The organism is Paenibacillus sp. S25 (genome assembly GCF_019454085.1).
In the GTDB taxonomy this organism is placed as follows: Bacteria; Bacillota; Bacilli; order Paenibacillales; family Paenibacillaceae; genus Paenibacillus; species Paenibacillus polymyxa_B.
Genome location: NZ_CP073683.1, coordinates 4,890,001 through 4,916,335 on the forward strand (window position 1 = coordinate 4,890,001; position 26,335 = coordinate 4,916,335).

Annotated in this window: 32 protein-coding genes (1 of these 32 cut by a window edge); 7 read left to right on the forward strand and 25 right to left on the reverse strand. The window is 45.4% G+C overall.

Going from position 1 to position 26,335, the window contains the following annotated elements; translation table 11 throughout:
- The 15 genes from KAI37_RS21500 to uptA form a co-directional block, all read right to left on the reverse strand.
- Positions 1-783, reverse strand: partial view of a nucleotidyltransferase-like protein gene (locus KAI37_RS21500; RefSeq protein ID WP_081396592.1) — the 5' portion only. It extends 96 nt beyond the left edge of the window; the window shows 783 of its 879 coding nt (coding positions 1-783); its start codon is at positions 781-783; its stop codon lies beyond the left edge, outside the window.
- A 112-nt stretch (positions 784-895) separates the two neighbouring features.
- On the reverse strand, positions 896-2,614 hold the full coding sequence (locus KAI37_RS21505; RefSeq protein WP_071642905.1) for a glycosyl hydrolase family 18 protein: 1,719 nt from the start codon (positions 2,612-2,614) through the stop codon (positions 896-898).
- Positions 2,615-2,799: 185 nt separating this feature from the next.
- Positions 2,800-3,231, reverse strand: coding sequence for a Fur family transcriptional regulator (locus KAI37_RS21510; RefSeq protein ID WP_013311903.1), 432 nt, complete (start codon positions 3,229-3,231; stop codon positions 2,800-2,802).
- Positions 3,232-3,339: 108 nt separating this feature from the next.
- On the reverse strand, positions 3,340-4,743 hold the full coding sequence (locus KAI37_RS21515) for a DUF4097 family beta strand repeat-containing protein (RefSeq protein WP_220030184.1): 1,404 nt from the start codon (positions 4,741-4,743) through the stop codon (positions 3,340-3,342).
- Between the two features lie 7 nt (positions 4,744-4,750).
- On the reverse strand, positions 4,751-5,404 hold the full coding sequence (locus KAI37_RS21520) for a hypothetical protein (RefSeq protein ID WP_076294266.1): 654 nt from the start codon (positions 5,402-5,404) through the stop codon (positions 4,751-4,753).
- A gap of 82 nt (positions 5,405-5,486) precedes the next feature.
- Positions 5,487-6,200, reverse strand: a complete 714-nt coding sequence (locus KAI37_RS21525; RefSeq protein WP_071642911.1) for an MgtC/SapB family protein — start codon at positions 6,198-6,200, stop codon at positions 5,487-5,489.
- A gap of 98 nt (positions 6,201-6,298) precedes the next feature.
- The gene (locus tag KAI37_RS21530) at positions 6,299-6,760 is read right to left on the reverse strand and encodes a GNAT family N-acetyltransferase (protein WP_220030185.1); all 462 of its coding nucleotides are present in this window, start codon (positions 6,758-6,760) and stop codon (positions 6,299-6,301) included.
- A gap of 130 nt (positions 6,761-6,890) precedes the next feature.
- Entirely contained in the window at positions 6,891-8,336 is a 1,446-nt protein-coding gene (gene gatB, locus KAI37_RS21535) for an Asp-tRNA(Asn)/Glu-tRNA(Gln) amidotransferase subunit GatB (RefSeq protein WP_013311908.1), read from the reverse strand.
- A 26-nt stretch (positions 8,337-8,362) separates the two neighbouring features.
- Positions 8,363-9,820, reverse strand: a complete 1,458-nt coding sequence (gatA, locus tag KAI37_RS21540) for an Asp-tRNA(Asn)/Glu-tRNA(Gln) amidotransferase subunit GatA (protein WP_220030186.1) — start codon at positions 9,818-9,820, stop codon at positions 8,363-8,365.
- A gap of 27 nt (positions 9,821-9,847) precedes the next feature.
- A complete protein-coding gene (gene gatC, locus KAI37_RS21545; RefSeq protein ID WP_013311910.1) occupies positions 9,848-10,135 on the reverse strand; it encodes an Asp-tRNA(Asn)/Glu-tRNA(Gln) amidotransferase subunit GatC in 288 nt (95 codons plus the stop codon).
- 368 nt (positions 10,136-10,503) lie between these two features.
- Positions 10,504-10,893 (reverse strand): hypothetical protein, encoded by a 390-nt coding sequence (locus KAI37_RS21550; RefSeq protein WP_013311911.1) that lies wholly within the window; start codon positions 10,891-10,893, stop codon positions 10,504-10,506.
- 80 nt (positions 10,894-10,973) lie between these two features.
- A complete protein-coding gene (locus tag KAI37_RS21555) occupies positions 10,974-11,183 on the reverse strand; it encodes a hypothetical protein (protein ID WP_061831453.1) in 210 nt (69 codons plus the stop codon).
- A 243-nt stretch (positions 11,184-11,426) separates the two neighbouring features.
- Entirely contained in the window at positions 11,427-12,056 is a 630-nt protein-coding gene (locus KAI37_RS21560; RefSeq protein ID WP_023990259.1) for an MBL fold metallo-hydrolase, read from the reverse strand.
- 3 nt (positions 12,057-12,059) lie between these two features.
- Entirely contained in the window at positions 12,060-12,629 is a 570-nt protein-coding gene (locus KAI37_RS21565; RefSeq protein WP_013311914.1) for a thioredoxin family protein, read from the reverse strand.
- Position 12,630: 1 nt separating this feature from the next.
- The gene (uptA, locus tag KAI37_RS21570) at positions 12,631-13,245 is read right to left on the reverse strand and encodes an undecaprenyl phosphate transporter UptA (RefSeq protein ID WP_069290373.1); all 615 of its coding nucleotides are present in this window, start codon (positions 13,243-13,245) and stop codon (positions 12,631-12,633) included.
- Positions 13,246-13,389: 144 nt separating this feature from the next.
- Here uptA and KAI37_RS21575 point away from each other — a divergent pair, with 144 nt between their 5' ends.
- Positions 13,390-13,713 carry a hypothetical protein gene (locus KAI37_RS21575; RefSeq protein ID WP_023990260.1) on the forward strand — a complete coding sequence of 108 codons (324 nt, stop codon included), beginning with the start codon at positions 13,390-13,392 and terminating at the stop codon, positions 13,711-13,713.
- A 74-nt stretch (positions 13,714-13,787) separates the two neighbouring features.
- On the opposite strand, the gene KAI37_RS21580 is transcribed toward KAI37_RS21575, so the two are convergent.
- On the reverse strand, positions 13,788-15,002 hold the full coding sequence (locus KAI37_RS21580; protein ID WP_071558262.1) for a class I SAM-dependent methyltransferase: 1,215 nt from the start codon (positions 15,000-15,002) through the stop codon (positions 13,788-13,790).
- Positions 14,989-15,645, reverse strand: a complete 657-nt coding sequence (locus tag KAI37_RS21585) for a DUF6483 family protein (RefSeq protein WP_071558261.1) — start codon at positions 15,643-15,645, stop codon at positions 14,989-14,991. The genes KAI37_RS21580 and KAI37_RS21585 overlap by 14 nt, the downstream gene beginning before the upstream one ends.
- A gap of 397 nt (positions 15,646-16,042) precedes the next feature.
- On the opposite strand from KAI37_RS21585, the gene KAI37_RS21590 reads away from it, so the two are divergent.
- Positions 16,043-16,609, forward strand: a complete 567-nt coding sequence (locus tag KAI37_RS21590; protein WP_071558260.1) for a pyridoxamine 5'-phosphate oxidase family protein — start codon at positions 16,043-16,045, stop codon at positions 16,607-16,609.
- A 95-nt stretch (positions 16,610-16,704) separates the two neighbouring features.
- Here the strand turns inward: KAI37_RS21590 and KAI37_RS21595 are convergent, their stop codons facing one another.
- Both KAI37_RS21595 and yyaC read right to left on the reverse strand, forming a co-directional pair.
- Positions 16,705-17,499, reverse strand: a complete 795-nt coding sequence (locus tag KAI37_RS21595; RefSeq protein WP_220030187.1) for an alpha/beta fold hydrolase — start codon at positions 17,497-17,499, stop codon at positions 16,705-16,707.
- A gap of 89 nt (positions 17,500-17,588) precedes the next feature.
- On the reverse strand, positions 17,589-18,179 hold the full coding sequence (gene yyaC / locus KAI37_RS21600) for a spore protease YyaC (RefSeq protein ID WP_076294339.1): 591 nt from the start codon (positions 18,177-18,179) through the stop codon (positions 17,589-17,591).
- Between the two features lie 120 nt (positions 18,180-18,299).
- Between yyaC and KAI37_RS21605 the strand changes: the two genes are divergently transcribed.
- On the forward strand, positions 18,300-18,527 hold the full coding sequence (locus tag KAI37_RS21605) for a DUF1128 domain-containing protein (RefSeq protein WP_013373034.1): 228 nt from the start codon (positions 18,300-18,302) through the stop codon (positions 18,525-18,527).
- Positions 18,528-18,719: 192 nt separating this feature from the next.
- Here KAI37_RS21605 and KAI37_RS21610 read toward each other — a convergent pair whose 3' ends face one another.
- A complete protein-coding gene (locus KAI37_RS21610) occupies positions 18,720-19,439 on the reverse strand; it encodes a pirin family protein (protein WP_071642924.1) in 720 nt (239 codons plus the stop codon).
- A gap of 232 nt (positions 19,440-19,671) precedes the next feature.
- On the opposite strand from KAI37_RS21610, the gene KAI37_RS21615 reads away from it, so the two are divergent.
- From KAI37_RS21615 to KAI37_RS21630, 4 genes are all read left to right on the forward strand, one after another.
- Complete coding sequence (locus tag KAI37_RS21615; protein WP_220030188.1) at positions 19,672-20,376, forward strand: phosphatase PAP2 family protein; 705 nt, start codon at positions 19,672-19,674, stop codon at positions 20,374-20,376.
- Between the two features lie 136 nt (positions 20,377-20,512).
- Positions 20,513-20,770 (forward strand): GlsB/YeaQ/YmgE family stress response membrane protein, encoded by a 258-nt coding sequence (locus KAI37_RS21620; protein WP_013311925.1) that lies wholly within the window; start codon positions 20,513-20,515, stop codon positions 20,768-20,770.
- Positions 20,771-20,812: 42 nt separating this feature from the next.
- Positions 20,813-21,214, forward strand: coding sequence for a YtxH domain-containing protein (locus KAI37_RS21625; protein ID WP_068938232.1), 402 nt, complete (start codon positions 20,813-20,815; stop codon positions 21,212-21,214).
- A 93-nt stretch (positions 21,215-21,307) separates the two neighbouring features.
- Complete coding sequence (locus tag KAI37_RS21630) at positions 21,308-21,784, forward strand: DUF5665 domain-containing protein (protein WP_071642929.1); 477 nt, start codon at positions 21,308-21,310, stop codon at positions 21,782-21,784.
- A 115-nt stretch (positions 21,785-21,899) separates the two neighbouring features.
- Here the strand turns inward: KAI37_RS21630 and KAI37_RS21635 are convergent, their stop codons facing one another.
- The 5 genes from KAI37_RS21635 to KAI37_RS21655 all read right to left on the reverse strand — a co-directional run bounded on the left by KAI37_RS21635 (position 21,900) and on the right by KAI37_RS21655 (position 26,329).
- On the reverse strand, positions 21,900-22,859 hold the full coding sequence (locus KAI37_RS21635; protein WP_076294273.1) for a magnesium transporter CorA family protein: 960 nt from the start codon (positions 22,857-22,859) through the stop codon (positions 21,900-21,902).
- Positions 22,860-22,979: 120 nt separating this feature from the next.
- On the reverse strand, positions 22,980-23,753 hold the full coding sequence (locus KAI37_RS21640; RefSeq protein WP_013311929.1) for a sigma-70 family RNA polymerase sigma factor: 774 nt from the start codon (positions 23,751-23,753) through the stop codon (positions 22,980-22,982).
- Positions 23,750-24,202 carry an anti-sigma B factor RsbW gene (gene rsbW, locus KAI37_RS21645; RefSeq protein WP_023990271.1) on the reverse strand — a complete coding sequence of 151 codons (453 nt, stop codon included), beginning with the start codon at positions 24,200-24,202 and terminating at the stop codon, positions 23,750-23,752. Before rsbW ends, KAI37_RS21640 begins: the two co-directional genes overlap by 4 nt.
- 18 nt (positions 24,203-24,220) lie before the next feature.
- A complete protein-coding gene (locus KAI37_RS21650; protein WP_220030189.1) occupies positions 24,221-24,559 on the reverse strand; it encodes an STAS domain-containing protein in 339 nt (112 codons plus the stop codon).
- 99 nt (positions 24,560-24,658) lie between these two features.
- On the reverse strand, positions 24,659-26,329 hold the full coding sequence (locus tag KAI37_RS21655; protein ID WP_071642933.1) for a response regulator: 1,671 nt from the start codon (positions 26,327-26,329) through the stop codon (positions 24,659-24,661).
- Positions 26,330-26,335: the final 6 nt, after the last annotated feature.

Here is a 26,335-nt window from a genome sequence, read left to right on the forward strand (position 1 = left end):
GAGCACGACGGTAAGATCCAATTGGAGATTCTTTAGCTCAGGATGGTTAATAAGTTCATTTATAGACCAAGGTTCCCGTCTGCTGCCTAATATACGGAATAGCGGAGATGAGCACTCCTCCATTTTTGACATAACTGAAAATTCACAAGCAAGCAGTACTAGTTCAACCCGTTGTTCCAAGGTTTCCGTACTTAATGTGAGTTCATTATACAATTTGTCAATCGTTCGATCCAGAGGCTGTACCTGAACCCATAAGTGAATCTTTGGATAAATCCCCCGTTCAATGAGTTCAATAGATGCCCAATGATCCAATGCTTTCAGAACACTTTGATAAGCATCAATGATCCGCCCTTCTCGCACCGCTCTTTTACCATGAACGTAATTGACCAGAAAGCGGGAGAACTCATGAAATCGCTTCTGCTCCCGCAGTGGATCGTTAAAATCAACAATTTCCTGTCTTAAAAGACGGACCCTGTCATCCCGTTCCCAGACAATACGACCTTCTAGCACATAATCTATAATGTTGGCTTGTTCACCAGCGATAATCCATTCCTTCAGACAACTGAGCGTTGCATACAACACTTGGCATCTTAATCCATTCATAAATAAGTGTTGAATAGAACGAACTGGCTTGGTGTCTTCTCCAATAATTAGAATGAGTTCATCAAAGTCATACAACATCGAACCGTGAAAATACTCTCCCGGCTTTCTGTACGAAATAACACCTATCGAATCTTCCTGCAACAATTCATCATACATCAGGTTTAATTTGGTTAGCTGCACTTCTCCCTCCATACCTGCAAGGCGGCTATGACCGCAAATTGGATATTTGGATACATGTGATCATTTCTACATAAATAAGAGACTTCCTTCTTCAATTGTATAAATTTTTATCTTATTCACTTATTTTTTTCAGTGTTACCCAAGCGTTTGCATCAGCAAAAGTTCGATTCCACACACCAATTCCTCCAAGCTTCAGCGATTTGGCAAGTTCTACTCTTGCCTCCAGAGATACCTGATCCTCCAGCCAAATCTTTTTGACCACACCATCTTCTGTATACTCAACATAATTTTGACCTTCGGAAGCTCTAAACTTAGGCTTCAACTTAAATTTGGCTATGATATCCGCTGCTGCCTCCATACCAAGTGATTTGGAGGTGACCTTAATCTTCCCTTCTTTGGGAGTCTCGGACCACACGCGAGTATATAATGGAATACCTAAAACCACTTTTTGAGGCGGCACTTCATCTTCCTGAATAATTCGCTTAATTGACGCTTCCGTCCATGGTAGCGAGGCGACAGAACCAGCCTTTGGACTAGCCGCCCAATGTTCATCATATGCCATTACCATGAGGTAATCTGTGATGGTGCCTAATGATTTTCGATCTAAAAAAGCTGACCACATCTCACTTTGAGATTTAGGCGTTACATCAATGGATAGTATCAAATCGTGTTCCCGAGCCATCGGTTTAAGTTCCCGCAAAAATTGGGTGACATTTGGGCCATCCTTCGTATGAACATTTTCAAAGTCAATATTAATACCGTCCAGATCATTTTCTAGGGCTAGTGAAATCATCTGATCTACAATCGACTTTCGACGTTCAAAGGTGGACAAAGCTTCAGTTGTTAATTCGGGATTAAAGCTGTTGCTCAACAAGCCCCAAACCTCCATCCCCTTGCGATGTGCCCAACTGACATAGGCAGGATCTGCCTTGCTTTCTACAGTGCCTTCATGATCGACGACACTGAACCACGTAGGGCTCACCACGTTTACTCCAGGCATAGGATCAAACTTGGAAGGATCGGGCTTGCGATTATAGACAGCTTCCCAAGCGAGGTTTACCGATCTATCCTCCCAATGTTTTTCCGAGATGGACAAATCGTCCTTAACCGAAGGGATCACAAGCTCTTCTCCTTCAGCAACATGGTCTGACTTAATGTATCCCGCATAACCATTGTCTAACTGAACAAAATACCAATCGCCCTGTTTGGACCAAATACGCACCTTCGTCCGTTGAGATATATCTGTCAAAATGAAAGATAGGCTAGAGGCTTCTTTACGTAAGGCGATTCTAGCATCCTGTGAGCCATCCTTCTTTTCCACACTCCCCAGCCTGACCTTCTCTCCAGCCTTCATTAGGATGACAGCACCAGTCACAGGGTCTTCGTGTATAGAAACGCCGTATACTTCACGTACAGCCTCTATCGGGATATATACCTCTCCACTGATTACCTGAGGGGTTGCGCTCAGCGCATATGTTTTACCATTCAGTTCCCCTTGTGCCTTCGAAACCTTCATATTGAGCAGGTTTTGTCTCGTCGCCATAATGACGGTTTGGCTGTCATCCTCGTAGCGAACCGTAGGATCAATTTTACTTTGCACCAATTTAAGCGGCATCAGCATGTTCTTGCCGGAGCTCTGAGCTTCATACCCAGTCAACTTTCCCTGCATAAAAATAGGACGGACACTGCCCTGCCAATCGGGTTTCTCGTGAAGGGGATTACCAAACCATACGACAGTAATTGCACATATAATCGCTGCAAATAATAGCAAGCTTGCCGCTCCTTTGAATCGTGAACGTTTACGGCGGCGTCTGGAATGATTTCTGGCCAATATTGAACCTCCATTGTATGAACTTTGAATTTCCGTATTTTGTAACCTCAACAGATTACTTAAAACAAAAATAAAGTGATTTAAACAAAAAAACGCGGTAAATCCCCGCTTATGGGGAATTCCTCACGTTTCCAATCCATTACAATATATACATACCGCACAAAAAACTTCTATTCCTTGTTTCGTTACGTTTGTTTGTTACTACAAGCTTTGCATACTCCGTGTAACTCCATACGATGTCCATGCACCTCGAAGCCTGTTTCCAACGCGGCATGGCGTTCCACATCGGCCAAATACGGATAACTGAAATCTTCAATCTTTCCGCATTTTTCGCAAATGATGTGATAGTGCTCCGAAATATTGGCATCATAACGACTGGCGTTATCTCCATAGGTCAACTCATGTACCATACCCGCTTCTATAAACATCTTTAAGTTATTATAAACCGTAGCCACACTCATACTTGGAAACTTGGACTCAAGCGCTCGATATATTTCATCTGCAGTCGGGTGCCCCATAGTTTCCATTAAATAGTTTAATATGGCATGACGCTGGGGTGTTATGCGTACACCTGTCTTCTTCAGAAGTTCCAAAGCATGCTGGACGCGTGCTGCCATATATGTCCACCGCCTTATCCCTTACTTACGATCCTATCAATTACCACGCATCTATTTACAATTCACTTCTAAACCTACTCACATTGTACGGTCTACTCAAGTTTCTTGTCAACGCGCCGTATTGTCGCCGGATATTCCTATAGAGGTATCTGTCTCAGAAGCTCCGGGTTCAGCCGGAGAGCTTGCAGATGTATCGGGCGCAGTCGTACCCCCGGAATCATCCAAGTCGGGTAACGACGGCAACAGTAACTTTTTAATGGTTAAATTACTGTTGCCCTCTACGTTGATCGCATACTTGCCTGTCCCGTTTTGGCCTGAAATACTTTTACTATCTATTTTAAATGGAAAATCGGATTGAAGATTACCATAACTGCTTGAACCCTCTAACTGAAAATCTCCATTCGACGGAAGATCCAATACGATATCACCGACAGCACTGTATATTTTCCAATCTCCGCCTATCTGCTCGCTATGCACTTTGATGGAGCCATTAAGCGAATTTGCATTCAGCTTGGCTGTAGAATTCAGCACATTCATGTCACCATTCTGAGTATCTACGGTGATGTCCCCTTCCGAACGAGCGAGCTGAATATCACCTACCATGGTGTGCAGTGTCACAGCTCCTTCAATATCGCCTGCTTGCATGTCGCCACGGTTCGTGCGCACATCCACATCTCCAGAAATTCGATGCAATTTAACCTGACCGTTCAACGTGCCTCCCTTGACATTGCCGATAGCGTCATTAACAGTGAGATTTCCATTACCGCTCTCGAGCCGAATGCTGTCAATCGCATCAACTCCATTCAAGGAAATATTCCCGTTGGAGGTTCTAATCTGCACATTGAACCGCCGGTCCTCCGGCACGGTGATCAGCATGTTCACACGGGGCTGACGTTTGCTTGATGCTCCGTACGACTTTGCCTCCGGACGAATCTGGATAGTCTTGCCGTCGGTAGAAGTCAGTGAAGAAGCTTGAGCAATCTTGTCCGCTTCGGCAGCAGGCGCTTGATCCACCCATAGAGTCCCTCGTACCTCTATATTGGACACAGGCCGTCTGATCAGTGTTACATCACCATTAACCGAATCAACTACTAAATCGGACGTCTGCATAGTTACAGGTATCAGCACACCACCCATATCATACCGATTCTCTTTAGCTTGGCTAAAATCCATAGAGGCTGACGTCAGATTGAGGCTGACCCGGTTCCACAGATACATATAATGATTTTGCTGGGTCACGATAAAAACCGAGGCTGCCACTACCAAAGCGGACAGAATCCCCTTTAGGTCAGGTCTGAATCGCCTTCCGTTGTCAGACTTGCCTTCTTTCCGATAGTACACGGCAAAAAAAATCAGATACTCCAGTCCCCAAAGCACAAAGATTACGGGCCACCAAACGAGGAGCTGAAGCATATATTCAGTATTTTGAAACACATCTACAATAAGCAAAATGCCTACAGCCATCAACAGAAGCGAAGAGGTGTAGCGCCCGACTCTTATTTTGCGGTGCACGCCAGCTTCACCCTCTTTCTTTCAACTTTTTACGCTTAAAGGTCAGAAAGGCTTCCCTTAGAAAAAGGAATAAACCGATCATCATTAATAAAATGGCCAGCGTAAGGAATCCATAATCCTCAAAGAAATTACTCAACCAGCGAGGTTTCATGCGAAACAAAATCATAAGCCCACCGCCTGCCACCATCAGCACAGCAAAAGCAAAGCCTCTCTCCCATGCATAAAAAGGACTACTTTGCTGGCCTCTAGCATCCATTCGTGCATAACGATCTGGCTTACGCCGATAGCGAACCATGTAATCTGCTGACTGTAAGACATCATATACATTATAAAAATATAAAACGGGTATGAACAATCCAAGTAAAATAAGTAATGGAATGTTGATCCTCAAGCCGTCAGAGGAAACATACAACATCGCAAAAATATCTAGCAGGAGCAATACAATAAAACTAAGCCCCCTAATAAACAGCCCTAAAAAAAGATGTCCCAGTCCGGGTAACAATGCCGCCATGATAATAGCAATCACTTTGCGAAATTTAGCGTATTTTAGACGTTTCCCCTGTCTGGGCTGTTCCCGCTGTTCCGATGCTTGTAGCTGTCCAGCCTCTCCAGACGGTAACGGTTGTTCCGAGTTCATGCCATCCTCCCCTTTGAATCCCATGCGTGGCTCCGCTGAAAATGCTTCGATGCTTACATAGTACCCCAATCGGATTTAAGAGTAACTGTTAAAAAAAGGTAGACTATTACTCAACGGAGACAGCAGCTATATCTTCCCATTGTCGTAAATCAGCTGCAATACGTACGGGATTAAAATCATGACGGGCCAGCACCTCTAGGGAAACCTCCATACTCTGCCGATCTGGGTGTAATTCGTGAAATGGGACATTTTCATGTTCTTTAATCATTATTTTACGTATTTCCACTTTTTCTTGCTCTAAATAAGTCGAAATCTGCTCTAGCAGTCCGTGAGAGGACAATCCGTACAATGTAATAAGATGACGCTTGCGTCCACGCATATACCGAAGTTCAACTTTGTTAAACACCCATAAATTTAAAAATACGAGCACTGTCGCCGCTATAGACGGGAAATAAAAGCCTGCTCCCACCCCAAGGCCAATAGCAGCCACGACCCAAATGGAAGCCGCAGTCGTTAGGCCGGTAATGGATTTACCTGTGAACATAATCGTCCCTGCACCCAAAAAGCCTACGCCAGTGATCACAGCCGTAGCCAAACGAGCGGGATCTATGCGTACATTAGCTTCTTTAATAAAATCGGCAAAGCCGTAAATGGAGAGTAGCATAATCAGCGTCGAGCCAAGGCTGACCATAATATGAGTCCTCAAACCAGCTGCGTGATTGGAACGTTCGCGTTCAAAGCCAATGAATCCACCGAGAAGCATGGACAGTAAAAGCCGTAAAATGATATGTGAATCGTCTATAATCCACGGATTATTCATTCGAGTCTCTCCTCCCGGTTATGTCGTATTTCCCACTCCGGGTACGCGATTTGTGGGCTTATGTGCATTTTTAATGACAATTTAATGATATCTCAATGCTATTCCACCTTATGCAGATGGTAGGTGGTTAATTCCACGTCTGGAGCGACCTCGGCCGCAGATACGGGGCGAAAGCCATGTTTTCGATATAATGTCACCGCAGGAGTATTTAAAGTTCCTGTAGAGACGATAAACAAAGGGATATTTTGATATTCATTCAAAACATGCTTCATTAAAGAGTCTCCAATGCCTTTACGAAAATGATCCGGGTGAACCATCATGCGTGTAAGGGTAAGCGAATCGGGCGACTCAGACTGCACAGCCAGTGCTCCTAGCAATTCACCGTCCTCCAGCCACCCATAAAAAGACTCTCCACAGCTTCTCAGCGTATCTAATGTATCCATCAGTGGAGGAATCTCATCAAACCCAATCAGCTCAGCCTCCAACCTATAGGCAACGTGCTGTAGACGCCATATCTGACTGACGATATCATCATCTTGCAATGAACATAGGGTAACCATGCTGTTTTCCCTCCTAAGGAAACTCATAAAATGCCATCAGGATTCTAAAGCTTGTTCGCGCTAACCGTTCTCAGCGTCTATGCAAAAGGGGCCTGTCCCTAAAAGACAAGCCCCTGTCAAATCTATGCCATTAGCGGTTCAGCACTTCCGTCAGCAACTTATTAGCAAGGCCAGGGTTTGCCTTCCCCTTGCTCTCCTTCATCACTTGACCGACTAGGAAGCCGATGGCCTTTTGCTTGCCAGCTTTGTAATCTTCGACCGATTGCGGGTTAGCTGCTACAACTTGTTCGACAATCGTCAGGATTGCACCCTCATCACTGATTTGTACAAGCCCTTTTTCTTCAACAATTTGCTGTGGCAGTTTATCACTTTCCAGCATTTCCTTGAAGACCGTTTTAGCGATTTTGCTATTGATCGTTCCCTTCTCCAGCAGTCCGATCATTTCACCCAAGCCCCGTCCGGTCAATTTAACCTGCGACAGCTCCACACCGGCACTGTTCAAATAACCGAGTAAATCCCCCATAATCCAGTTGGATACTGCTTTGGCATCCTTAGTGAATTGAAGGCTATCCTCGAACAAATCGGCCAATGGCTTGGAGGACGTAATCACCTGGGCATCATACTCAGGTAATCCATATTCCGAAGTGTAGCGTGCTTTACGCTGGTCAGGCAATTCAGGAATCGAAGCACGGATGCGTTCTTTCCATTCCTCATCTATATGCAGTGTAACAAGATCCGGGTCCGGGAAATAACGATAGTCATGAGCCTGTTCCTTACCACGCATGGATAAAGTTTTACCTTGCGCTTCATCCCAACGACGTGTCTCCTGTACAATCGTTCCGCCTTCGTCCAGCGTCTGTTCCTGCCGGAACTGTTCATATTCCAGTCCACGCTGTACGCCACGGAAGGAGTTCATGTTTTTCAGTTCCGCTTTAGTTCCCAGCTCTTTTTGTCCATGCGGACGAAGACTGATATTCGCGTCGCAGCGGAGTGATCCTTCCTCCATCTTCACATCGGATACGTCACAATACTGCATAATGGCACGTATTTTTTCCAGATAGGCCTTGGCTTCTTCCGGTGAAGATATTTCCGGCTCCGAAACGATTTCGACCAATGGTGTACCGACCCGGTTAAAATCGACCAAAGACGCATAGCCACCATCAACATGGGTTAATTTTCCTGCGTCCTCTTCCAGATGCAGTCGGGTAATACCGATACGCTTTGTCTCACCATTCACTTCAATATCAATCCAGCCATTTTCGCCAATGGGTTGATCGTATTGTGAGATTTGGTAAGCCTTAGGTGAATCGGGGTAAAAATAGTTCTTGCGGTCAAACTTGCTCACATCAGCAATGGTGCAATTCAGCGCCATTGCTGCTTTCATCGCATAATCAACGGCCTGACGGTTCAATACCGGTAGCACCCCTGGATGACCGAGACAGACCGGACATGTATGAGAGTTGGGTGGTGCTCCGAAGGAAGTTGAGCATCCACAAAATATTTTAGACTTCGTGTGCAATTCCACGTGCACTTCAAGTCCGATGACCGTCTCATACTTGGATGTAGTTGTAGACATGAATAGGTTCCCTCCTTTTTCGCAAATTACAGCTGCGGACGCTGCTTGTGAAATTCGGTATTTTGTTCAAAAGCATGAGCTACGCGTAGCACGGAAGACTCGTCAAAGGCTCTTCCGATAATTTGTAGTCCGACTGGCATTCCATCCGCAAGACCACACGGAATGCTGATGGCTGGCACACCAGCCAAGCTTACCGGAATCGTCAAAATATCGTTCAAATACATTGTTAATGGATCGTCTACTTGCGAGCCGATTTTGAAAGCAGTTGTCGGTGCAGTAGGTCCGATAATCACATCATATTGTTCAAATACACGATCAAAATCCTGTTTAATCAGTGTGCGCACTTTTTGAGCTTTCAAATAATAGGCATCGTAGTACCCGGAGCTGAGTGCATAGGTACCCAGCATAATCCGACGCTTCACCTCGGGACCAAACCCCTGCGTACGGGACTGATGGTATAGATCAAGCAGGTTGTCCGGATTGTCAGAACGCACACCATAGCGCACGCCGTCAAAACGGGCCAGATTGGATGACGCTTCGGATGAAGCCAGCAGATAATATGTAGCTACCGCATATTCTGTGTGAGGGAGAGACACTTCTTCCCATACAGCACCCAGTCCTTCCAGCGTTTTCAGTGCATCCAGCACCTTTTCCTTGACCTGAGGATCGACGCCCTCACCAAGATACTCTTTAGGCACAGCGATACGAAGTCCTTTTACATCCCCGGTTAAAGCGTTCAAATAATCAGGAATGTCTACCTTTGCAGAAGTGGAGTCCTTCTGGTCATAACCTGCAATGGCTTGCAGGACATAGGCCGAATCCTGAACATTTTTAGTAATGGGTCCAATTTGGTCTAAAGAGGAGGCAAAAGCCACCAGTCCAAAACGGGATACTAGACCATAGGTTGGTTTCAGGCCAACTACACCGCAGTAAGAAGCGGGCTGGCGAATGGAACCACCTGTATCCGAACCAAGCGTGAAATAAGCCTCACCCGCTGCAACAGCCGCAGCCGAGCCGCCACTGGAACCGCCGGGAACACGTTCTAAATCCCAAGGGTTACGTGCAGGGAAAAAGCTGGAGTTCTCGTTAGAGCCGCCCATGGCGAATTCGTCCATGTTCATTTTACCGAGTGTCACAGTTTGCGCTGCGCGCAACTTGCTAACAACTGTGGCATCGTAAACGGGATCAAAATTTTTCAAAAACTGACTGCCACATGTTGTACGCAGCCCTTCTGTCACAATATTATCCTTAATACCTACCGGCAGACCAAACAACAACCCTCTTTCCTCTCCGGAAATCAGCTGATCATCCAGCTGACGTGCGGATGCACGGGCCTGTTCCTCGTCAACGGTAATATAAGCTCTGATCTTGTCTTCCCGCGCACCAATTGTCTCCAGAGCGTGTCCCACCAGATCACTCACGGAAATTTCCTTTTGATGCAGCTTGTTATGTATCTCGGGCAATGTGTTATTGAACAAGCTCAATTTGCATCCTCCTTTCAAATATGAGATCTATTCCAGAACAGCAGGAACCTTAAACTGTCCGTCTTCTTCTTCAGGTGCATTGCGCATCACTTGCTCATGTGTCAAACTTTCGCGAACTTCGTCGTCTCGCATGACATTGCTGACGTGCAGCACATGAGTGGTCGGTTTTACCTGCTCCGTATCCAGCTCATTCAGCTTCTCCGCATAATGGAGAATGGCGTTTAATTGTCCTGTCATCGTTTCTTCCTCAGCCGCGGTCAGATTCAACCTGGACAGCTTGGCTACGTGACGGACATCTTCCGTAGAAATGTTCATACAAAACCCTCCTCATGTATATGAGGATTTTGCAAAAAATCCAATAAGCGACCTCCAATGAGCAAGATATAGATCAAAATGGTTTAGTTCATCTATATCTTGCACTTCGGAGCAACTGGAATCGAATTTTGCAAAATCCTGATATTAAAAAATGCTGCACCGAACTTCGAAATAACGTTTTTAATTATAGGATAGAACCCTTTACAATTCAATCTTTGACGCGGTACAGAAGCAAACTGTACATCAATGAGGTAAATGTTGCTAAAAGAATATAAAAAAAGCACCTCTCGGTGCTCTTTCGAGAAAACTATAGGAGCTGAGATTGTGCCCATTATATATTTTTAAAAAGAGTCGGCAGTAGCCGACTCCTATATCCAAGCACGCAAATTGACTTGTCTGATAAAATCAGCCTGTGACAACAACTCTGCCGCGGTTTCTTCTTCCTCTTCAGTCTCTACCGAATCAAGACCACCGTTCATTACATGCTTGAACAGTTTCTCATTATGAGTAGCAAGGGCGTAATCTATCAGCGCTTCACGCTCAATCCGCTCGGCTTCCAGCTTGAGAATACTCTCTTCCAGCTCGATGTCCCCGGATGGTACAAAAAAATTGCGGTTCACCTTCGGTACGCGAATGACATAGTCAAAAGCATTGTCCGCATTACGGTCGTAAGCAATGATATAACCATGTTCGCCCACAGGAAGATTCTGCTCAAAAGCATCCGCGACGATCATAATTCTAGCTCCTAAATGATGCATCGTTAGCCCCCCCGTTTGTCTGAACTTATCTGCTAAGTCTACTAAAAAAAAAGTAGCTTGTCTATATCATCTATGTATCTTCATAATCGACCGTCTCCACGTCCCAGCCTGTGTTCATTCAGCCTCACATGCCAGTTTTGTGAAGGGATTCCGCCCCGTCGTTTCACCTTTTTCCAAGTTATGATCTTCGGCTCGGAACCTACCACAGAATCTTCAATATCTATTATATTGGGAACACGGAAACTACCTCCAATCTCACGTTGTACCCCGTATATATGTTTTCTTTTCATTCTTGCTCCCCCTTGTGATCTGACGGCCTCATGCCTCTTTATCCTCTTAATGGGCAAAAAAAAGAACGCAAACCGGGATTCATCCACAGCTTGCGTGCTTCGCGAGTTTAGTATGTAACTTTAATAAATTTATGTTAACAAAAATAAAAACCTTTGTCTATACATAATTTATAATTTGTTGTCGAAATGGGGCAAAACCTGTCATACCTTTGATTTTGCCCCTACAGAAAACGTTTATCACATTTACCGGATATACGGATTATTAGCTTTCTCATAACCGATGGACGTTTTGGGACCGTGACCGGAATAGACTGTAACGTCATCTCCGAGCGGAAACAATTTGTTCTGAATAGAATCGTATAGATCCCGTTCCCGGCCACCCGTCAGATCCGTGCGTCCGACGCCCTGACGGAATAGCACGTCCCCGGAAAAAAGATCTTTGCCGCACAAAAAGCTGACACTTCCGGGTGAATGGCCCGGTGTATGGAAAACCCGGAACGTGTGCCCGATCAGGTTCAATTGCTGACCTTCTGCCAAATCATATTCGGCAGGTTCCGTCGAGATCGGAGGGGATGCCTCTGGCCACATCAAGGAACCATTCAGCTTAGGAGATGTGAGCCAGTCTTGCTCCAAGGCGTGCAGATAAACCGGGCAGCCTTTGGTATTGCGAATCTCCTCTACTCCACCGATATGGTCAAAATGGGCATGAGTCAGCAGGATAGCTTCAATGGTCAGTGGCTCGATAGCTCTAAGCAAAGGACCCGGATTCATCCCCGGATCAATAATAACGGCGCGCTGCGGATCATCCCCTTGAAGCAAATAAGCATTTGTTTGGAGAGGACCGAGATTAAAGCTGCGAATAGATAACGTCATAAGTTAAAATCCCGAGATCAGCTCGCGTAATTCCTGAACAATCACAGGATGGACCTCGGTTCCCTCCCCATATTTTTCAGCCATTTCTTTACGAGCAACTGCGATTTTTTCTTGATAATCATCAGCTTCCCGATCTGGATTTTCACGTTTGAATCCGATCATAATTTGTTGGACATGTGCAGGGCGTGGTCCCCAGTGGCCAAGTACGTGACCTCCTGTATCCGCAAAAATCACAATCGGAACAGCACGTCCGCCCATTGTCAGGAAGTCATCCATCAGCGCCTGATGGTTTTCCAAGATTAATACTTCGGTCGGAATCCCGCTATTCTCCAGCGCGCGGAACACAACTGGCACATTGCGCACCACGTCCCCACACCAGTCGGCAGCCAAAATAAGCACACGCAGATCATCCCGATGGTTCAAGCTTTCAAAATACTCTCGATCCTCTTCGCGATTCCACACAAACTGATCGTACCCAGAGCGGAAGGCTTCTTTGTTCTTTTCCATGCCCTCCATAAACTGTTCAGGGCTTAAGCCCTTTCCGAAGTATTGCGATACATTAGTACGGCTCATGTTATACACTTCCTTTTTTGTTTTTGGACAAAATCCATTTGATAACAAAATAAATGATCAAGAGTGCAAGGGCAACCAGCAAAATCGGTTTGATGTAAGGTGCTGCCACTTCGTCAATTTGCTCCCACTTGTCTCCTAGCAGCATACCTAAATATATAAACAAAACAGACCAAGGTATAATCGCTAGCGTTGTCAAAATAATAAAGCGCCATACGTTCATTCGAGCCAACCCGGCAGGGATTGAGATGGCATGACGCACAACAGGAATAAAGCGAGCTGTGAAAATGACCCCTGTGCCGTATTTGTTAAACCAGGCTTCAGCATGGTCGACATGACTTTTTTTGATAAGTATGTATTTCCCATACTTATCTAATACCGGTCTGCCGCCATAGCGCCCAATCCAGTAAATGAACAACTGGGCCAGCACCCCGCCAATCGTTCCAAAAACGACTGCGCCAAAAAAATTAATATGACCCGAGGATACCAAAAAGCCACCATAAGCGAGGACAATTTCGCTTGGAATGACCTCAACCATCAAGCCTAGCATAATACCAAAATACCCAAGACTACGAATGATCTCAAACAAATAATTAATGATACTAGATATTTGGTCCATCTCTCTTCCCACTCCCTGCCTGCTTCTCTATTTTCATTAGTGTATCACAGCGGCAGAACAAGTCGCCACTTCGCCCAAATAGGGAGGTCAGTGACCCCGCCCCCTCTGCCCGCATAAGTTGAGAGAGAGAGGAGGGGGTACAATATGCCTCCCGGCAAATTCCCCAAACATGACAATTCACAATCCCGTTTACCCACGGCTCGTGGTATCCGCCGCGCATGTATCAAAGAGTTGTATCGAACCTGCAAACGTCTGCCTGTTCACATTGCTCCTGATCTGGTCAAGCAGGGCGAGGAGCTATACTGCCGCAAGGTCGTCGGACACCTTATCTGGATTGCGGAAAACCATAGTAACCGCAAACTACTATGTGACTGGTGGGACGAAGATGTCAGCGAGGAACTCGCGGCATTGTGGAAGGTGGATCGCGATGTTTTGTGCACCGCTTTTAGAAGTGCCTATGGCGGATAGATGTTTGCGTACTGCAACTGTGAACTACAAAAAAAGTGGAGCCACCCCGCAGTGGCTCCACTTTTACTATATTCCTAGCTGTGTGTCTGCTTCTTCCCCGCTCCTTCGGGAAGCAAATCCGCACAAGCGCGTTCTAAATAAGGATTAGCATGAATAAAATCCCGAAATGCTGTATATTCACGCCACAGAACGGATTGTTCTCCCGCTTGCCCTTTGACGGCACGAATCAGAATATTTTTAGGTGTATGCTCCATGTCGATAAATTCCAACAGCTGTGTCCGATATCCCATCATATCCAGCAGTTTGGCCCGGATTCCATCCGTTGCCAGTGCTGAAAAACGCTCCTTTAAAATACCATGGGAAAGCAACGGCTCCAATACCGGATTTTCCAGTTGGCTGAACAGCTCATGCTGGCAACACGGAACCGACAAAATGACGGAAGCTCCCCAGCGGACGGCCTTTTCCAGCGCCGCATCCGTTGCTGTATCACAAGCGTGCAAGGTAACAACCATATCCACCTGTTCCAGTTCGTTATAGTCTGCGATATCACCGACCAGAAACTCCAACTGTCGATATTGCAGCTTTTGAGCCAGAACATTACAGGTTTCAATGACATCTGCCTTCAAGTCCAAACCAACGATCTGCAATGGTCGCTTTTGCTGTACAGCCAAATAGTGATACAGCGCAAAGGTCAAATACGATTTGCCACAGCCAAAATCCACAATCGTCAATGGGCGGCCTACCGGAAGGCTAGGCAATACATCCTGCACCATTTCGAGAAACCGGTTAATTTGACGAAACTTATCATACTTGCGGGCCAGTACCTTACCATCCTCATTCATTATCCCCAGCTCAATCAGGAAAGGAATTCGTTCCCCTTCTTCGAGCACATATTGCTTTTTGCGATTATGAGACAGGTCGGCTTTACTTTTGCTCGGTGACTTTGTCAGAATGGATACTTTATATTTTTTACTGATCAGCACTTGGTAATCTGCATCCTTGGCGCATAAAAGTCCTTGGCGGAACGTGTCCTCAAACAAAGCAGTCATACGCTCATTAGCTTCGTCAGGGGTCAGATTTTCATGAATGACTTTGTTGCTATAATGAAAAGCAAACTGGTAATGCAGCTTGTTTTTCAATTCTACAGGTTTGATTTGCACTTTAGTAAAAGAAGCATCCTCCCGTTTGCGAAGCTGACTCAGCGTCGCTGTTATGAGGGATCCTCCCGTGGTCAATTGGTATATAAGTTCGCGCAGTGAATCCAAAAGGTACATCTCACTTTCTTTCATGTAATTGGGTGATCTCAGTCAAACCCTCGGTGACTTCCTGGCGTGAAATTCCACCCAGCTCCAGCTCTGCATTGGTCTTATCCAGTAATTGACTATAAAACGTCTCCGCTTCCGCTAGCAGCTCTGGCTGCTCCCATGCCAATCCAAACCAGACATCGGCGGCTTCGTCCAGCCTGTTTTCCCGCTCGTAATGAACAGCCAACAGCTTGCTGGTTTCAGGGGGAAGCTCATATTCATGCACCAGTTGCACGATACACGCTATTCGTTCAGGCAGGACCTGCAGATTACGAGTCGCGCCATTCAAATCGCTGTACAAATATAAATGAAGAGATTTCATCAAGATTCGTATGCCCTCGTCTGTTCTACTGGTTTCCAGGTAAATCACGGCTTCTTCCTCTAAAATGCGAGCCACCTGCTGGAGCTTGTCTGCTTCAATTCCAGGGCCCAATCGGAAAAGCTCAATAATTTGTTCCGGCGGCAATCGTCTGAGCAGATCTGAACGAAGACGAAACTGCTTGTTGAGCAGGTCATCTAGCTGTTGTAGCGCTTCGACGTGTTTATTTTCACGCCTTAGACCGAGCACTGATGCTACTGCGGATGTCAATTCTTCCATCATACTGAGTAAATAATCTTTTCTAAGCAAGCCGTTCCCTTCCTTTCATCCCAATGCCTAGACAACCAGAAACTCTGTCTTCTGATTGTATGACATCCTTGTCTAAAAGCCAAATGCCCCACCATGCAGAAATACCACTTGTAACCTTCACCCTCAGTTAATAACCTCAATGATCAGGTAGTCAGAATGCTCACGTATGGCAGTGAAATTCCTACGGTACAGTACTTTGTAGCAAATCATGTGAATAGCGAATGACGACTTTTTTTAATATCAATATTGCTTCTTTGTTAGTGTCGTGATATTTTTGTTTCATACGAAACAAAAATATCATCAGTATATTTAAACATTCCATAAAATAGTTCATAGTAGTTATTTTCCTTAGAAACAAAATTTATATGAATGTTTTTGTGAGAAAGGATGATGGAGTTTGGGTAAACAATTTAGCTCGATATTACCGGAACATCAAGAGTTTATACAGCGGCAGCACATTTTCTTTGTAGGATCAGCACCACTATCCAAGACAGGGCATGTTAACCTTTCCCCCAAGGGATATGATTCCTTTCGTATTCTATCGGCCCAGAGGGTAGCCTATCTCGACTTGGCGGGAAGCGGCAACGAGACAAGCGCCCACATTATCGAGAACGGACGGGTAACAATCATGTTTTGTGCATTTGAGGGCGCTCCCAGTGTATTAAAGCTCTATGGCACTGGTACAGTCGCGCTGCCTGATACTAAGCAATGGAATGAGCTGTACCCACTCTTCAATCCGCTTCCCGGTGCAAGACAAATCATTGTCGTGGACGTTCACATGGTGCAGAATTCATGTGGTTTTGCGGTTCCCTTCATGACATACGAGAACGAACGGGAAAAGCTGAAGGAAGTCTCGATTCAGATGGGAGAAGAAGCACTTAAAAAGTATGCCTATGAGAAAAATTTGGAGAGTATTGACGGTTTGCCGACAGCGTTTGCCTTTAACAAAAGCAACATAAATTAGACACCTTACACACCTTAAAATAATTGACTACACAAAAAACCGGGACCTTCTGATTATCGCCTCAGACGGTTCCGGTTTTTTGGGCTTCCCTTAGTCTATTTTTTCAAGTTCTGCTCTAAAAATGTCAAGATAGCGTTCGCTAATAACTCCGGTGCTTCGAACAGGCTCATGTGACCTGCTTCCGGTAGGGTAACCTGAGTTACTCCGGCCCGATCTGTTGTAAACGTCCGCGCTGGAGGAACCGCCTGATCCTGCTCACCCGCTACTAAAAGGGCTGGCAATGCAGAAGCCGACAATACATCCCGACGATCAGTACGCTCGCGCATAGCCAGTGATGCTCCTACGGCTCCTTGTGGTGGTGTTTTGTAGCCAATTTCTTTGACTTTCAGTAATTGGGTGGACATCGACTCCACATGATCAGGAGCAAATAGCCCCGGTACAAGTTCATCTACAAAGGTCGTAATCCCCTCCGTTTGGATGGTGGATACAGCCTTATTCCGCTTTTCTTTACCTTCGTCCGTATCTGCATAAGCTGTGGAATGAATCAGTCCAAAGGCTGTAAGGCGCTCTGCATGTCTCTGCACTGCCGAAAGGGCTAGATAGCCTCCTAGGGAGTGACCAAACCAGGCAGCCTGAGGGATGTCCAATTGTTCTTGAAGTTTAAGCACATCATCTGCCATTTGATCAATAGTATAGGCTCCTAGTGGAGCATCGCTGCGTCCGTGTCCACGCAAGTCTGGAACAATACAACGATAGCTTGGGGATAGCAATGGAACAACCTCATCCCAGTAGGAGGAGCTTCCGCAAAATCCGTGCAATAAAATGATCGGATCTCCTTTTCCCTGTTCGGCATAGCAGATCGTCGTTCCTTCGCATAATACCTTTTCCATATGGAACCCTTCCTTCTCTGTATATAATCTATTGGAGCTGAATATATTATTAAGTAGAACAATGCTGATGTATATTATTAAGCAGACCATCAATATCTGAAACGGTAACCCTCTGGAAAATCTTGCGAAGCTGTTTTCAAACCAAATTCATAAGCCGCCGCATTAGCAATATACGCAGCCATTGTCATGACCAAGTGAAGCGACGTCATTTGGAGTGTCCAATAGGGTTTGGGGCTGCGCTCATTCACAATCGCTGCAACACTATAATGACCAACAGACGGCAGAGACAGCCCCACCGATCGCGCAGGAGTTAGCGGTTCACGCGCAACAAGAAACATTCCCGTTGAGCCGTGCTGTCCAAGACAAGCATCTATGGCGATCACATGATGATCTTGGGGAATGCACTCCAAGTATGAAACCAGATGATCTGCGTCACAGGGCTCCGTCATTGTGCCAATCACGTGCGGAAAGCCTTGCTCCTTGAGCATGGTGCCTACTAGTGGCCCAAGTGAATCACCCGACGAACGATCTGTACCGATGCAAACAAAAGTCAACTTATCTATAGCATGCTGATGATGAATTTCTCGAAAAAACGGCGCGAGTCCATCGCGATCTGTTTTCTTTACATTATGTTCTAAGGACAAGCGACCGGGTGCGGAAGCTCGATTATACAAAGACAACTTTGTCCATCCTCCTTGATTCGGTTGTATATCGGTAATCTGGCTTTCAGTACATTCTACAACAAAAACATGATACAATACAGGCAACTTCCCCTGTTATGAAAGGATGGAAAATTAACGATGGATTTGTCTGTACCGTCTCATGCCAACATTGAGTATATGATTGAAGGTATTAAAACCAAGCTCCGTATGGCAAGTGGTGCTGCTATGCAGGCTTCTGCTTTCTCGCTGGAGCAATACGAGGACATTCATGATGTCTATGATATGGTGATAAGCAAGCCTAACCTGAGCATTTCAGAAGTTGAAGCTATTGTTTCTGAACTGGGCAGATTGCGAAAATCCTCCTGAATTAGCTTATAGGAAGACAGCTTAGCTGTATTACAACCTATCATCATGAGCAACAGCCTTCATGATAGTGGCCCTGTCAGCATAAATAAAGCTCGTATCTCCGGTCGTCTCAACAGACGTGCAACGGGATACGAGCTTTATTTTTTCGATTGCATATATGCATTTTCATACACTTCTTCACTTAAGGATGCTTCAAGGCAAATCCGCTAACACCAGTTCAGATATATCCTCATTACCTGTAGCTAGTATCTTTAATGTACAGCTTTTTTGAATTCGCGCGGCATCACCAGGCCCTAACTGAAAATCCCCATCCTGGCATGTAACTTCTACATGACCGCTAACTACATAAATGTGGGTGCGGCGCTCCTCTTGCTGCGGATATTCAAGCTGCTGTCCTTTTTCCAATCTGCTCAGATACAGATTTATATCCTGCGCGATGGATAACGCCCCCTCCACTTCTGAACCAGACACAACAGGCTGAAGCCGATTTAGACGTTCACTGTGCTTGAATCTTTGCACCTGATAAGAAGGCTGAATGTCAGGGCTCTCAGGTAAAAACCACATTTGCAAAAAGCGAACCGGTCTTTCATCCCCAGTATTTCGCTCTTCATGCTCAATTCCCGTGCCTGCACTCAGAACCTGTATCGAGCCGCTTTTCAAATCCTGCTCATGTCCCAAGCTGTCGCTATGATGCAGTTGGCCTTCAATTACATAGGTGACGATTTCCAAATCGTGATGCGGATGTCTTTTGAAGCCTTGCTGCGGTTCAAGCTCGTTATCATTATGGGCTAGCATACAACCAAAATGAGCATTGCTCGGATCTTCATAATCGGCAAACGAAAAGCTAAACTCACTATGAATCCATCCTTTATTTGAGGTATGTCTTTCTGCCGATGTCACTATTTTAATCATCCTTAACACCTCCATGGATTCCAGTTCCGTAAAGCAGCCTTGCTTTGTAATGACTATCCCACTTCCGGCCCTGGCATTTACAAACGCTGTGATACGATCCCTTTACCCCGGGCTTAAATGCCTCAATCAGCCTGTCGTCTCCGTCGGGTTTTGCTCTTAAGTTCATTATTAGTTAAGTTAATAGTACGAAAAATTGAGTCTATCACAGCCATAAGGAGGAGATTTATTACATATGCTATCCCATGAACCCCAATCATCCCGGTTCCTACCAAGCTATTTGCGTCGTAGTCTGTATGCATCTATTATCATGATCGCTGTGTTGCTTCTCATCGCCTACTCTGTGAAATGGATTGGCACAGCTCCTTTTCTATATTGGGATGAACGCATACAGAATGTCGTTTTTCCAGACACAGCAGCTGCTCGTTACCAACTGTTAACCATCGCTGTATTCATTACATCTTTCGGTTCATTCCGCATGTCGTTGATCATCGCCCTCGGTGCTGCCACCTTGTGTTGGGTCAGTCTTCGCTCAAAAGCTTATTCCTTTGCGATCCTAAGCAGCTTTACGGCGATGTGGGTGCTGAATACGCTAATTAAAGAAATTTTGCAACGGGAACGCCCGTCACTTCAACATTTGGTTGAAGCCGGGGGCTACAGTTTTCCCAGTGGTCATGCGATGATTTCCATGGGATTTTACGGAATGATATTTGCCATTTGGGCCATAGAACGAAAGATTCGTGGGCGCTCGCTCTTTCTTCCGTGCGTTCTTGGTGCACTACTGATTCTCCTGATTGGACTAAGCCGCGTATATCTAGGTGTTCACTTTCCTACAGATATTGTGGGTGGCTATATTGCAGGTATTATTTGGCTGGTGTTTACCGTTCCTGTGATCTATTGGCGAGCGCGTATGCAGCATCCTTCCACTCCCCACCGGTAAATGTCCGAGACGGCTTTTTGTTTCACTCCGGGTCACGACGTTTATATACGAAGTAAGCAAGGCACAGCAATATCGAAGCTCAGCATCATCAAAAACGTTATGATTTTGTGAACTTAGGATAAGGGAGGCGATCCTTGTGTGGGGAATTGTACTAAGTATTGTAATGGCTATTATTATCGGATTGATTGGCGATGCACTGGCTGGTCATGAAATGCCTGGCGGCATTGCGGGCTCTATGATTGCTGGATTTGTAGGAGCTTGGCTAGGTGTCATGCTATTGGGAGACTGGGGCCCGGTCATCGGAGATTTTGCAGTCATTCCAGCCATACTCGGAACCGCATTGTTCGTGTTCTTGCTCGGACTTGTGTCCAGGCTATTAAGAAGGGCTACCTAACATTTATATATATTTTTTATTCTATAAGAGGAGTGATATAACATGAGTAACATTGACAATCAAAATATGGCAGGTACTTCAGGTTTTGCAAAAGGTTTATTTATTGGAGGTTTGATTGGTGCTGCCGCAGCCCTGCTGTTCGCGCCGAAGCCGGGTCGTGATTTGCGTAGTGATCTGTCTGATAAAATTACAGTTGTCTCCGATAAAACAAAGGACGTGGCATCTGTAGTTAGCAGCAAAGCAACAGATTTGGCCAAAACCGTTTCCACCAAAACAGCAGATGTAGCCAAAACGGTATCCGAGAGCAAAGACAATATCGTTTCCAGCGTAACCAAAGCTTCTGCCGATGTCGCTAATGAAGCGGCCAAAGCGGATAAAGAAGTTATGGATGCAACGGCTCAGGCGGCCAAGGATACACAGAAACAATTGAATGCTAATTCCTAATAGTTACACATTCAGATGAAAAAAAATAAGCCCTAGACACTGAACAGCCAGCATGCAAGAAGCTGGCTGTTTTTAAATGATAGAAAGGCTGGGATGACAATGAGCAAGCCAAACTCCTATGGAGATGATCTTTCCGCGAACAACAAAAGAACCTTTCATCCCCTACAGGCTCAAGATCAGCCAGATGAGGTTTCATCCAAGCAGGCTTCTTCCACTCCTGATCATGTTAAAACGCATGATCAGGAGAGAGACTTTGATGTAAATGAGCATCCTTTTGAGCTGCGCCATGAGGTTAAGCGGCTTAACAAACGCTTAGATCAAATAGCAGATACGCTTGAAAGAGCAGAGTTTAAAGATATTCTGGAGAACTACTCCAGCACTAAAAGAAGAATTATGAGCAATCTGACCGCAGGGATTGCACGTGGTCTCGGCCTTACGCTGGGTACAGTGGTCATACTCGCCTTGCTCGCTTGGTTGCTCAGTTTCCTGGTACAATTAAATCTTCCGGTCATCGGAGATTTCATCGCCGAATTATTAGGATATATCAAAATGAGCCAAGGTACTAAGTAATTGTCCCTATCTCATTTAAAAACGATCCATCGTAACCGGTAATAGACTCCTCAAAGAGCCTCCAGTTACGATGGATCGTTTTTTATTTGTAAAATAAAACAGATGTAGTCAGCCGCTACAATTTGTTGCGCTTGTTAGCTTTCAATAAGTCTCCTGTCCACCCCTTCATCATCAGCCAGCCGTACATTCCCGCCATACTTAGCAATGTGGCAATAATCACGGTGGTAAAACCCCAGCCTGTTTTAATCCAAGGCAGATTTTCAAAGTTCATGCCCCATATAGCGCCCACTACAGTTGCTGGTGTAAATACGGCGGTGACAATGGTGAGCGTCTTTGTAATCTCATTCCCCCTAAATGCAGAAATGGCGTCGTCAATGGAGATCAATGTGTCGATTTCCTTTTCATAATGCAGGAAAAGTCCTTCCATCCGAGTAACACGGTAAAGTAACTGCTTAAAAAAGCGATTCTCCTCCAGTTTATCCAGATATGCCTCCCGAGAAGCCGTTACCAGCTCTGAAAAAGGAATGAACATATTGCTCCAATACAACAGCTCGAAACGTGCATTCAATATAGAATCCATCAGCGTCCGAGCATTCCTTATTTCCATGTCCTCTTCCAGTTTTCTCAGGTTGATCTCGAACTTATCCATACCTGTATGAAAATAATGAAGCACGGCTCTCGCCAATACAAACATGCCGTCAGCTGCATCCTCACACTGTTCCAGCATTTTTTGACGTTCCGCTGTGTGCATAATTTCACGGGTATTTTGATCCAAATTTAACGTCACTAACTTCTGATTTAGGACCAGAAAATAAAACTTGTTGCAATTGCGCTGACTGTCGATCTCCTCCTGAACGGAGTAGATCAGCGACCCGTACATTAAGGGCTGATTGCCATCTGGAAAACGCACAGATATAAAGCTGGATGGAATGTCCTCTACCTTGTCCAGCCATTCTGAGACTTCTGGGAGCTTCTCCTTCAAGTGCTGTATGACCGAATCTTGCCAATTCTCAGCACTGATGTCCCACCATTCCCATCCTCCACGAAAGGAAGAAATCTGTTCAAATGCAGTCATGGATTCCAACCTTCCTCCCAACCTTTTTCGCTTTATAAAAAGGACACGCTTCCCATATCGGAATAACGTGTCCTTACGATGTGACGTCAAATATTTTAAGCCATATAATCTGCCATCTACTCATGAAATAGAGGAATTAGACATAATCTGCTTCAGCTTTTCCGTTGCCCGCTTCTGAATACGGGAAACGCTCATCTGCGATACGCCCAACGTCTGTGCAATCGCACGTTGAGATTGACCGTCCTGAAATGCCAGAAGAAGCACCTTTTGTTCCTGCTCCTTCAGTTGGCTTAAAGCCTGCTGCAAATCCATTCGTTTTTCCACAGTGTCATAATCGTTAGCATCCGAGCTAATGAGCTCGCCTAACGTAGCTGCACTCTCTTCCTGGGATAAAGGCGAGTCCAGTGAAACATAGTGATAGCACTCACGACCAGCAAGCACCTCAATCGTTTCTTCCACGGTAAGATCCAAATAGGTCGCAATCTCGTCCACATTGGGTGAGCGTTCCAATTTAACGGTCAGTTCATCAATAGCATGTTGAACAAGCGCACCCTTTTCTTTAATGCGGCGAGGAACCTGGATGTACCAGGATTTGTCGCGCAAATAATTTTTCATATGTCCCAGCATACTTTTCATAGCGTACGGTTCAAATGGGATACCCAAGCTGATATCGTATTGCTGAAGCAGACGTATCAAAGCCATCTGACCGGTCTGATATAAATCCTCGTATAAGTCCGGACGGTTACGGGAGATCTTCCCGGCAGCCATCTTGACCATCGGCTCATACTTACGGATCAGCACGGTAGCAATCTCGTTATCTTTTGTTTGCTGGTACTCCCAGATTAGACCAACGGCTTCATCCATCGACTCCGGGGGAGTTACCTTTTCATTCATACTCTTTCCTCACTTCTAGTCAGTCGCTTTACAAGCACCACTTCGGTGCCTTTTCCTGTCTCATTCAAGATATGGACATCGTCCATAAGCGCCTGCATGAGATAAAAGCCTAATCCGCCTATCTGTGCATCATTCAACTCCTTGTCATGCAAGGATGCGATGCGGGACGGGTCCTCCACACGTTCAAAGCTCTCCCCTTCATCTTTGACACGAATGGACAACGAAACTTCATCAAATTCGAATATTACTTCCACGACTCCCCCCTCATGACCATATGCATAAAGGACAGAGTTATTACAGGCTTCCGATACAGCCACTTTCATGTCTTCAATATCCTCATAAGAGAATCCCATTTTCGCGGCAATACCGTATAAATTTAATCTTACAATATCAACAAAGTCAGCAGTTGCCGGCAAATTAAGAACTACTTTTTGAATTTGAGCATTCATTTCTTTTTCTTTCCTTTCCTATTGGGAATTCTCCTGGGGGACAAAGAATTTGGCAATACCGGTCATATCAAACAGCTTTTGAATTTGAGGCGGTACCTCTTGAACAGCAAAGTGGGACTCCATCCCGTGCCTTGCTTTTAAAATGGATAACAAGATACCAATACCCGTGCTGTCAATGTATTTAAGGTCTCTCAAGTTAATAATCAAATCTTGGCTGGACTCCCCCACCAATGGCTCCATCACCAGACGAAAATCAGGTGCTACCGAAAGATCCAACTCTCCACTCAGATAAACAGTATTTACGCCATCGGTTGTTTCTGTAATTGCATTAAACTTCTCATTTTTATTTGTATTCATAGGCCTACTCTCCCGAAAAAAGATTTCCCTACATACTAACCCATTATACGAGCATTTGAATCACGGTATAACTTTTTAAACACTACCAAATACCACCATCTAAGCTTCATTGATTTGATCTTTACCCGACTGCATTGGAAAATGGTCTGGAGAATGCCGTAGCAACGCCTGTTTTACACTGCTGATTTTAACGGGCTTACTAATATAATCGTTCATCCCAGCTTCAATACATCGAGGCTGAATACCCTCCATCACGTTAGCCGTCATGGCAATAATGGCAGGTTGGGATCTTCCCGCCAATTGCTCACGCACTCTACCCGTACACTCTAGACCGTCCATCACAGGCATCTGTAAGTCCATAAAGATATAGTCATAGTCCTGATTCGCCATGACCATATCAAGCGCCTGTTGCCCATCTGCTGCCACATCTGAAGCTAAACCGAGCTTATCCAGTATATTTACCATCAGCTTCTGGTTAATCGGATGATCATCTACGACCAGTACAGGTTTACGGCTTGGAGATTCCTGGTGTGGAATTTCCCAATCGTGGCTGGACTCCCCCTCCAGTTCATTTTCCTGAGCAAAGCCAAGCTTCATTGTAAAATGAAACGTCACGCCCTGTTCTCCACTCGTATCTACACGGATATCTCCGCCCATCATATTCACCAAGGTTTTACAAATGGCGAGTCCTAGCCCAGTTCCACCATATTTACGCGTCATTGAAGAATCCAGTTGGGAAAAGGGCTGAAACAGCCTTCCAACCTTAGCAGGATCAATACCAATGCCTGTATCCTTCACAGAAAACTCAACGGTAAGTCCGTTATCTCTACGCTCTTTCACAGATGCGAAGACATACACCCCACCCTGGTCTGTAAATTTGACGGCATTGGATACCAGGTTAATCAGTACTTGACGCAATCTCCCCATATCTCCATATAACACAGGAGGCATCTGTTCATCGAGAAAATAAACCAGTTCCAAGTTCTTTCGGTTCACCTCTACCGTAAATAGGCTGAAAACTTCCTTGATACAGGAAACCAGATCAAAAGGATATTCCTCTACCTCCATTTTGCCTGACTCCAGCTTAGTGAAGTCCAGAATATCATTAATGACTGCCACCAGCGCGTCTGCACTACGACGGATAATATCGGCATATTCCTGTTGGTCACTTTGCAGCTCCGTCTCCATCAGCAAATCAATCATGCCAATGACGCCGTTCATAGGTGTGCGGATCTCATGGCTCATCATCGCCAGAAATTCCGTTTTGGCATTGGCAGCAATCTCTGCTGCCTCCTTGGCGGCAATCAGTTCGCTGTTCATCTTCTCCAGCTGCTGGGTCTTCTGATGAAGCAGCATGGACTGTGTCTTCAAGCGCTTGTTTGTCAGATACATTTGTACAAAGCCTTCAATTTTGGACTTGAGAATTTGAGGGATGAACGGCTTCACCATATAATCAATACCGCCCGCTGAATACCCCGCAAATAAATGCTCCGCTTCCTTGCTGTTAGCTGAAATAAAGATAATTGGAATATCCTTCGTTTTCTCTCTGGCCTTGATTAACTTTGCGGTCTCAATTCCATCCATACCCGGCATCTGTACATCGAGGACTACGATTGCAAATTCATCTTTTAATAGACATCGCAGCGCTTCTTCCCCGGATGTGGCCTTTACCAGATTATATTGTTCACTCTCCAGCACCGCCTCAAGAGCGAGCAGGTTCTCAGGTCTGTCATCTACCAGCAATATATGAATCGGTTCATGAAGCCCCATGGAATC

Coding starts and splice junctions, on each gene's coding strand:
- KAI37_RS21510 (WP_013311903.1), bottom strand. CDS start 3,231: ATGGCAGCACGCGTCCAGCATGCTTTGGAACTTCTGAAGAAGACAGGT.
- KAI37_RS21520 (WP_076294266.1), bottom strand. CDS start 5,404: ATGGGATTCAAAGGGGAGGATGGCATGAACTCGGAACAACCGTTACCG.
- KAI37_RS21525 (WP_071642911.1), bottom strand. CDS start 6,200: ATGAATAATCCGTGGATTATAGACGATTCACATATCATTTTACGGCTT.
- KAI37_RS21530 (WP_220030185.1), bottom strand. CDS start 6,760: ATGGTTACCCTATGTTCATTGCAAGATGATGATATCGTCAGTCAGATA.
- gatB (WP_013311908.1), bottom strand. CDS start 8,336: ATGTCTACAACTACATCCAAGTATGAGACGGTCATCGGACTTGAAGTG.
- gatC (WP_013311910.1), bottom strand. CDS start 10,135: ATGAACATTTCTACGGAAGATGTCCGTCACGTAGCCAAGCTGTCCAGG.
- KAI37_RS21550 (WP_013311911.1), bottom strand. CDS start 10,893: ATGCATCATTTAGGAGCTAGAATTATGATCGTCGCGGATGCTTTTGAG.
- KAI37_RS21555 (WP_061831453.1), bottom strand. CDS start 11,183: ATGAAAAGAAAACATATATACGGGGTACAACGTGAGATTGGAGGTAGT.
- KAI37_RS21560 (WP_023990259.1), bottom strand. CDS start 12,056: ATGACGTTATCTATTCGCAGCTTTAATCTCGGTCCTCTCCAAACAAAT.
- KAI37_RS21565 (WP_013311914.1), bottom strand. CDS start 12,629: ATGAGCCGTACTAATGTATCGCAATACTTCGGAAAGGGCTTAAGCCCT.
- uptA (WP_069290373.1), bottom strand. CDS start 13,245: ATGGACCAAATATCTAGTATCATTAATTATTTGTTTGAGATCATTCGT.
- KAI37_RS21575 (WP_023990260.1), top strand. CDS start 13,390: ATGCCTCCCGGCAAATTCCCCAAACATGACAATTCACAATCCCGTTTA.
- KAI37_RS21580 (WP_071558262.1), bottom strand. CDS start 15,002: ATGAAAGAAAGTGAGATGTACCTTTTGGATTCACTGCGCGAACTTATA.
- KAI37_RS21595 (WP_220030187.1), bottom strand. CDS start 17,499: ATGGAAAAGGTATTATGCGAAGGAACGACGATCTGCTATGCCGAACAG.
- KAI37_RS21605 (WP_013373034.1), top strand. CDS start 18,300: ATGGATTTGTCTGTACCGTCTCATGCCAACATTGAGTATATGATTGAA.
- KAI37_RS21610 (WP_071642924.1), bottom strand. CDS start 19,439: ATGATTAAAATAGTGACATCGGCAGAAAGACATACCTCAAATAAAGGA.
- KAI37_RS21615 (WP_220030188.1), top strand. CDS start 19,672: ATGCTATCCCATGAACCCCAATCATCCCGGTTCCTACCAAGCTATTTG.
- KAI37_RS21625 (WP_068938232.1), top strand. CDS start 20,813: ATGAGTAACATTGACAATCAAAATATGGCAGGTACTTCAGGTTTTGCA.
- KAI37_RS21630 (WP_071642929.1), top strand. CDS start 21,308: ATGACAATGAGCAAGCCAAACTCCTATGGAGATGATCTTTCCGCGAAC.
- KAI37_RS21635 (WP_076294273.1), bottom strand. CDS start 22,859: ATGACTGCATTTGAACAGATTTCTTCCTTTCGTGGAGGATGGGAATGG.
- KAI37_RS21640 (WP_013311929.1), bottom strand. CDS start 23,753: ATGAATGAAAAGGTAACTCCCCCGGAGTCGATGGATGAAGCCGTTGGT.
- rsbW (WP_023990271.1), bottom strand. CDS start 24,202: ATGAATGCTCAAATTCAAAAAGTAGTTCTTAATTTGCCGGCAACTGCT.
- KAI37_RS21650 (WP_220030189.1), bottom strand. CDS start 24,559: ATGAATACAAATAAAAATGAGAAGTTTAATGCAATTACAGAAACAACC.
- KAI37_RS21655 (WP_071642933.1), bottom strand. CDS start 26,329: ATGGGGCTTCATGAACCGATTCATATATTGCTGGTAGATGACAGACCT.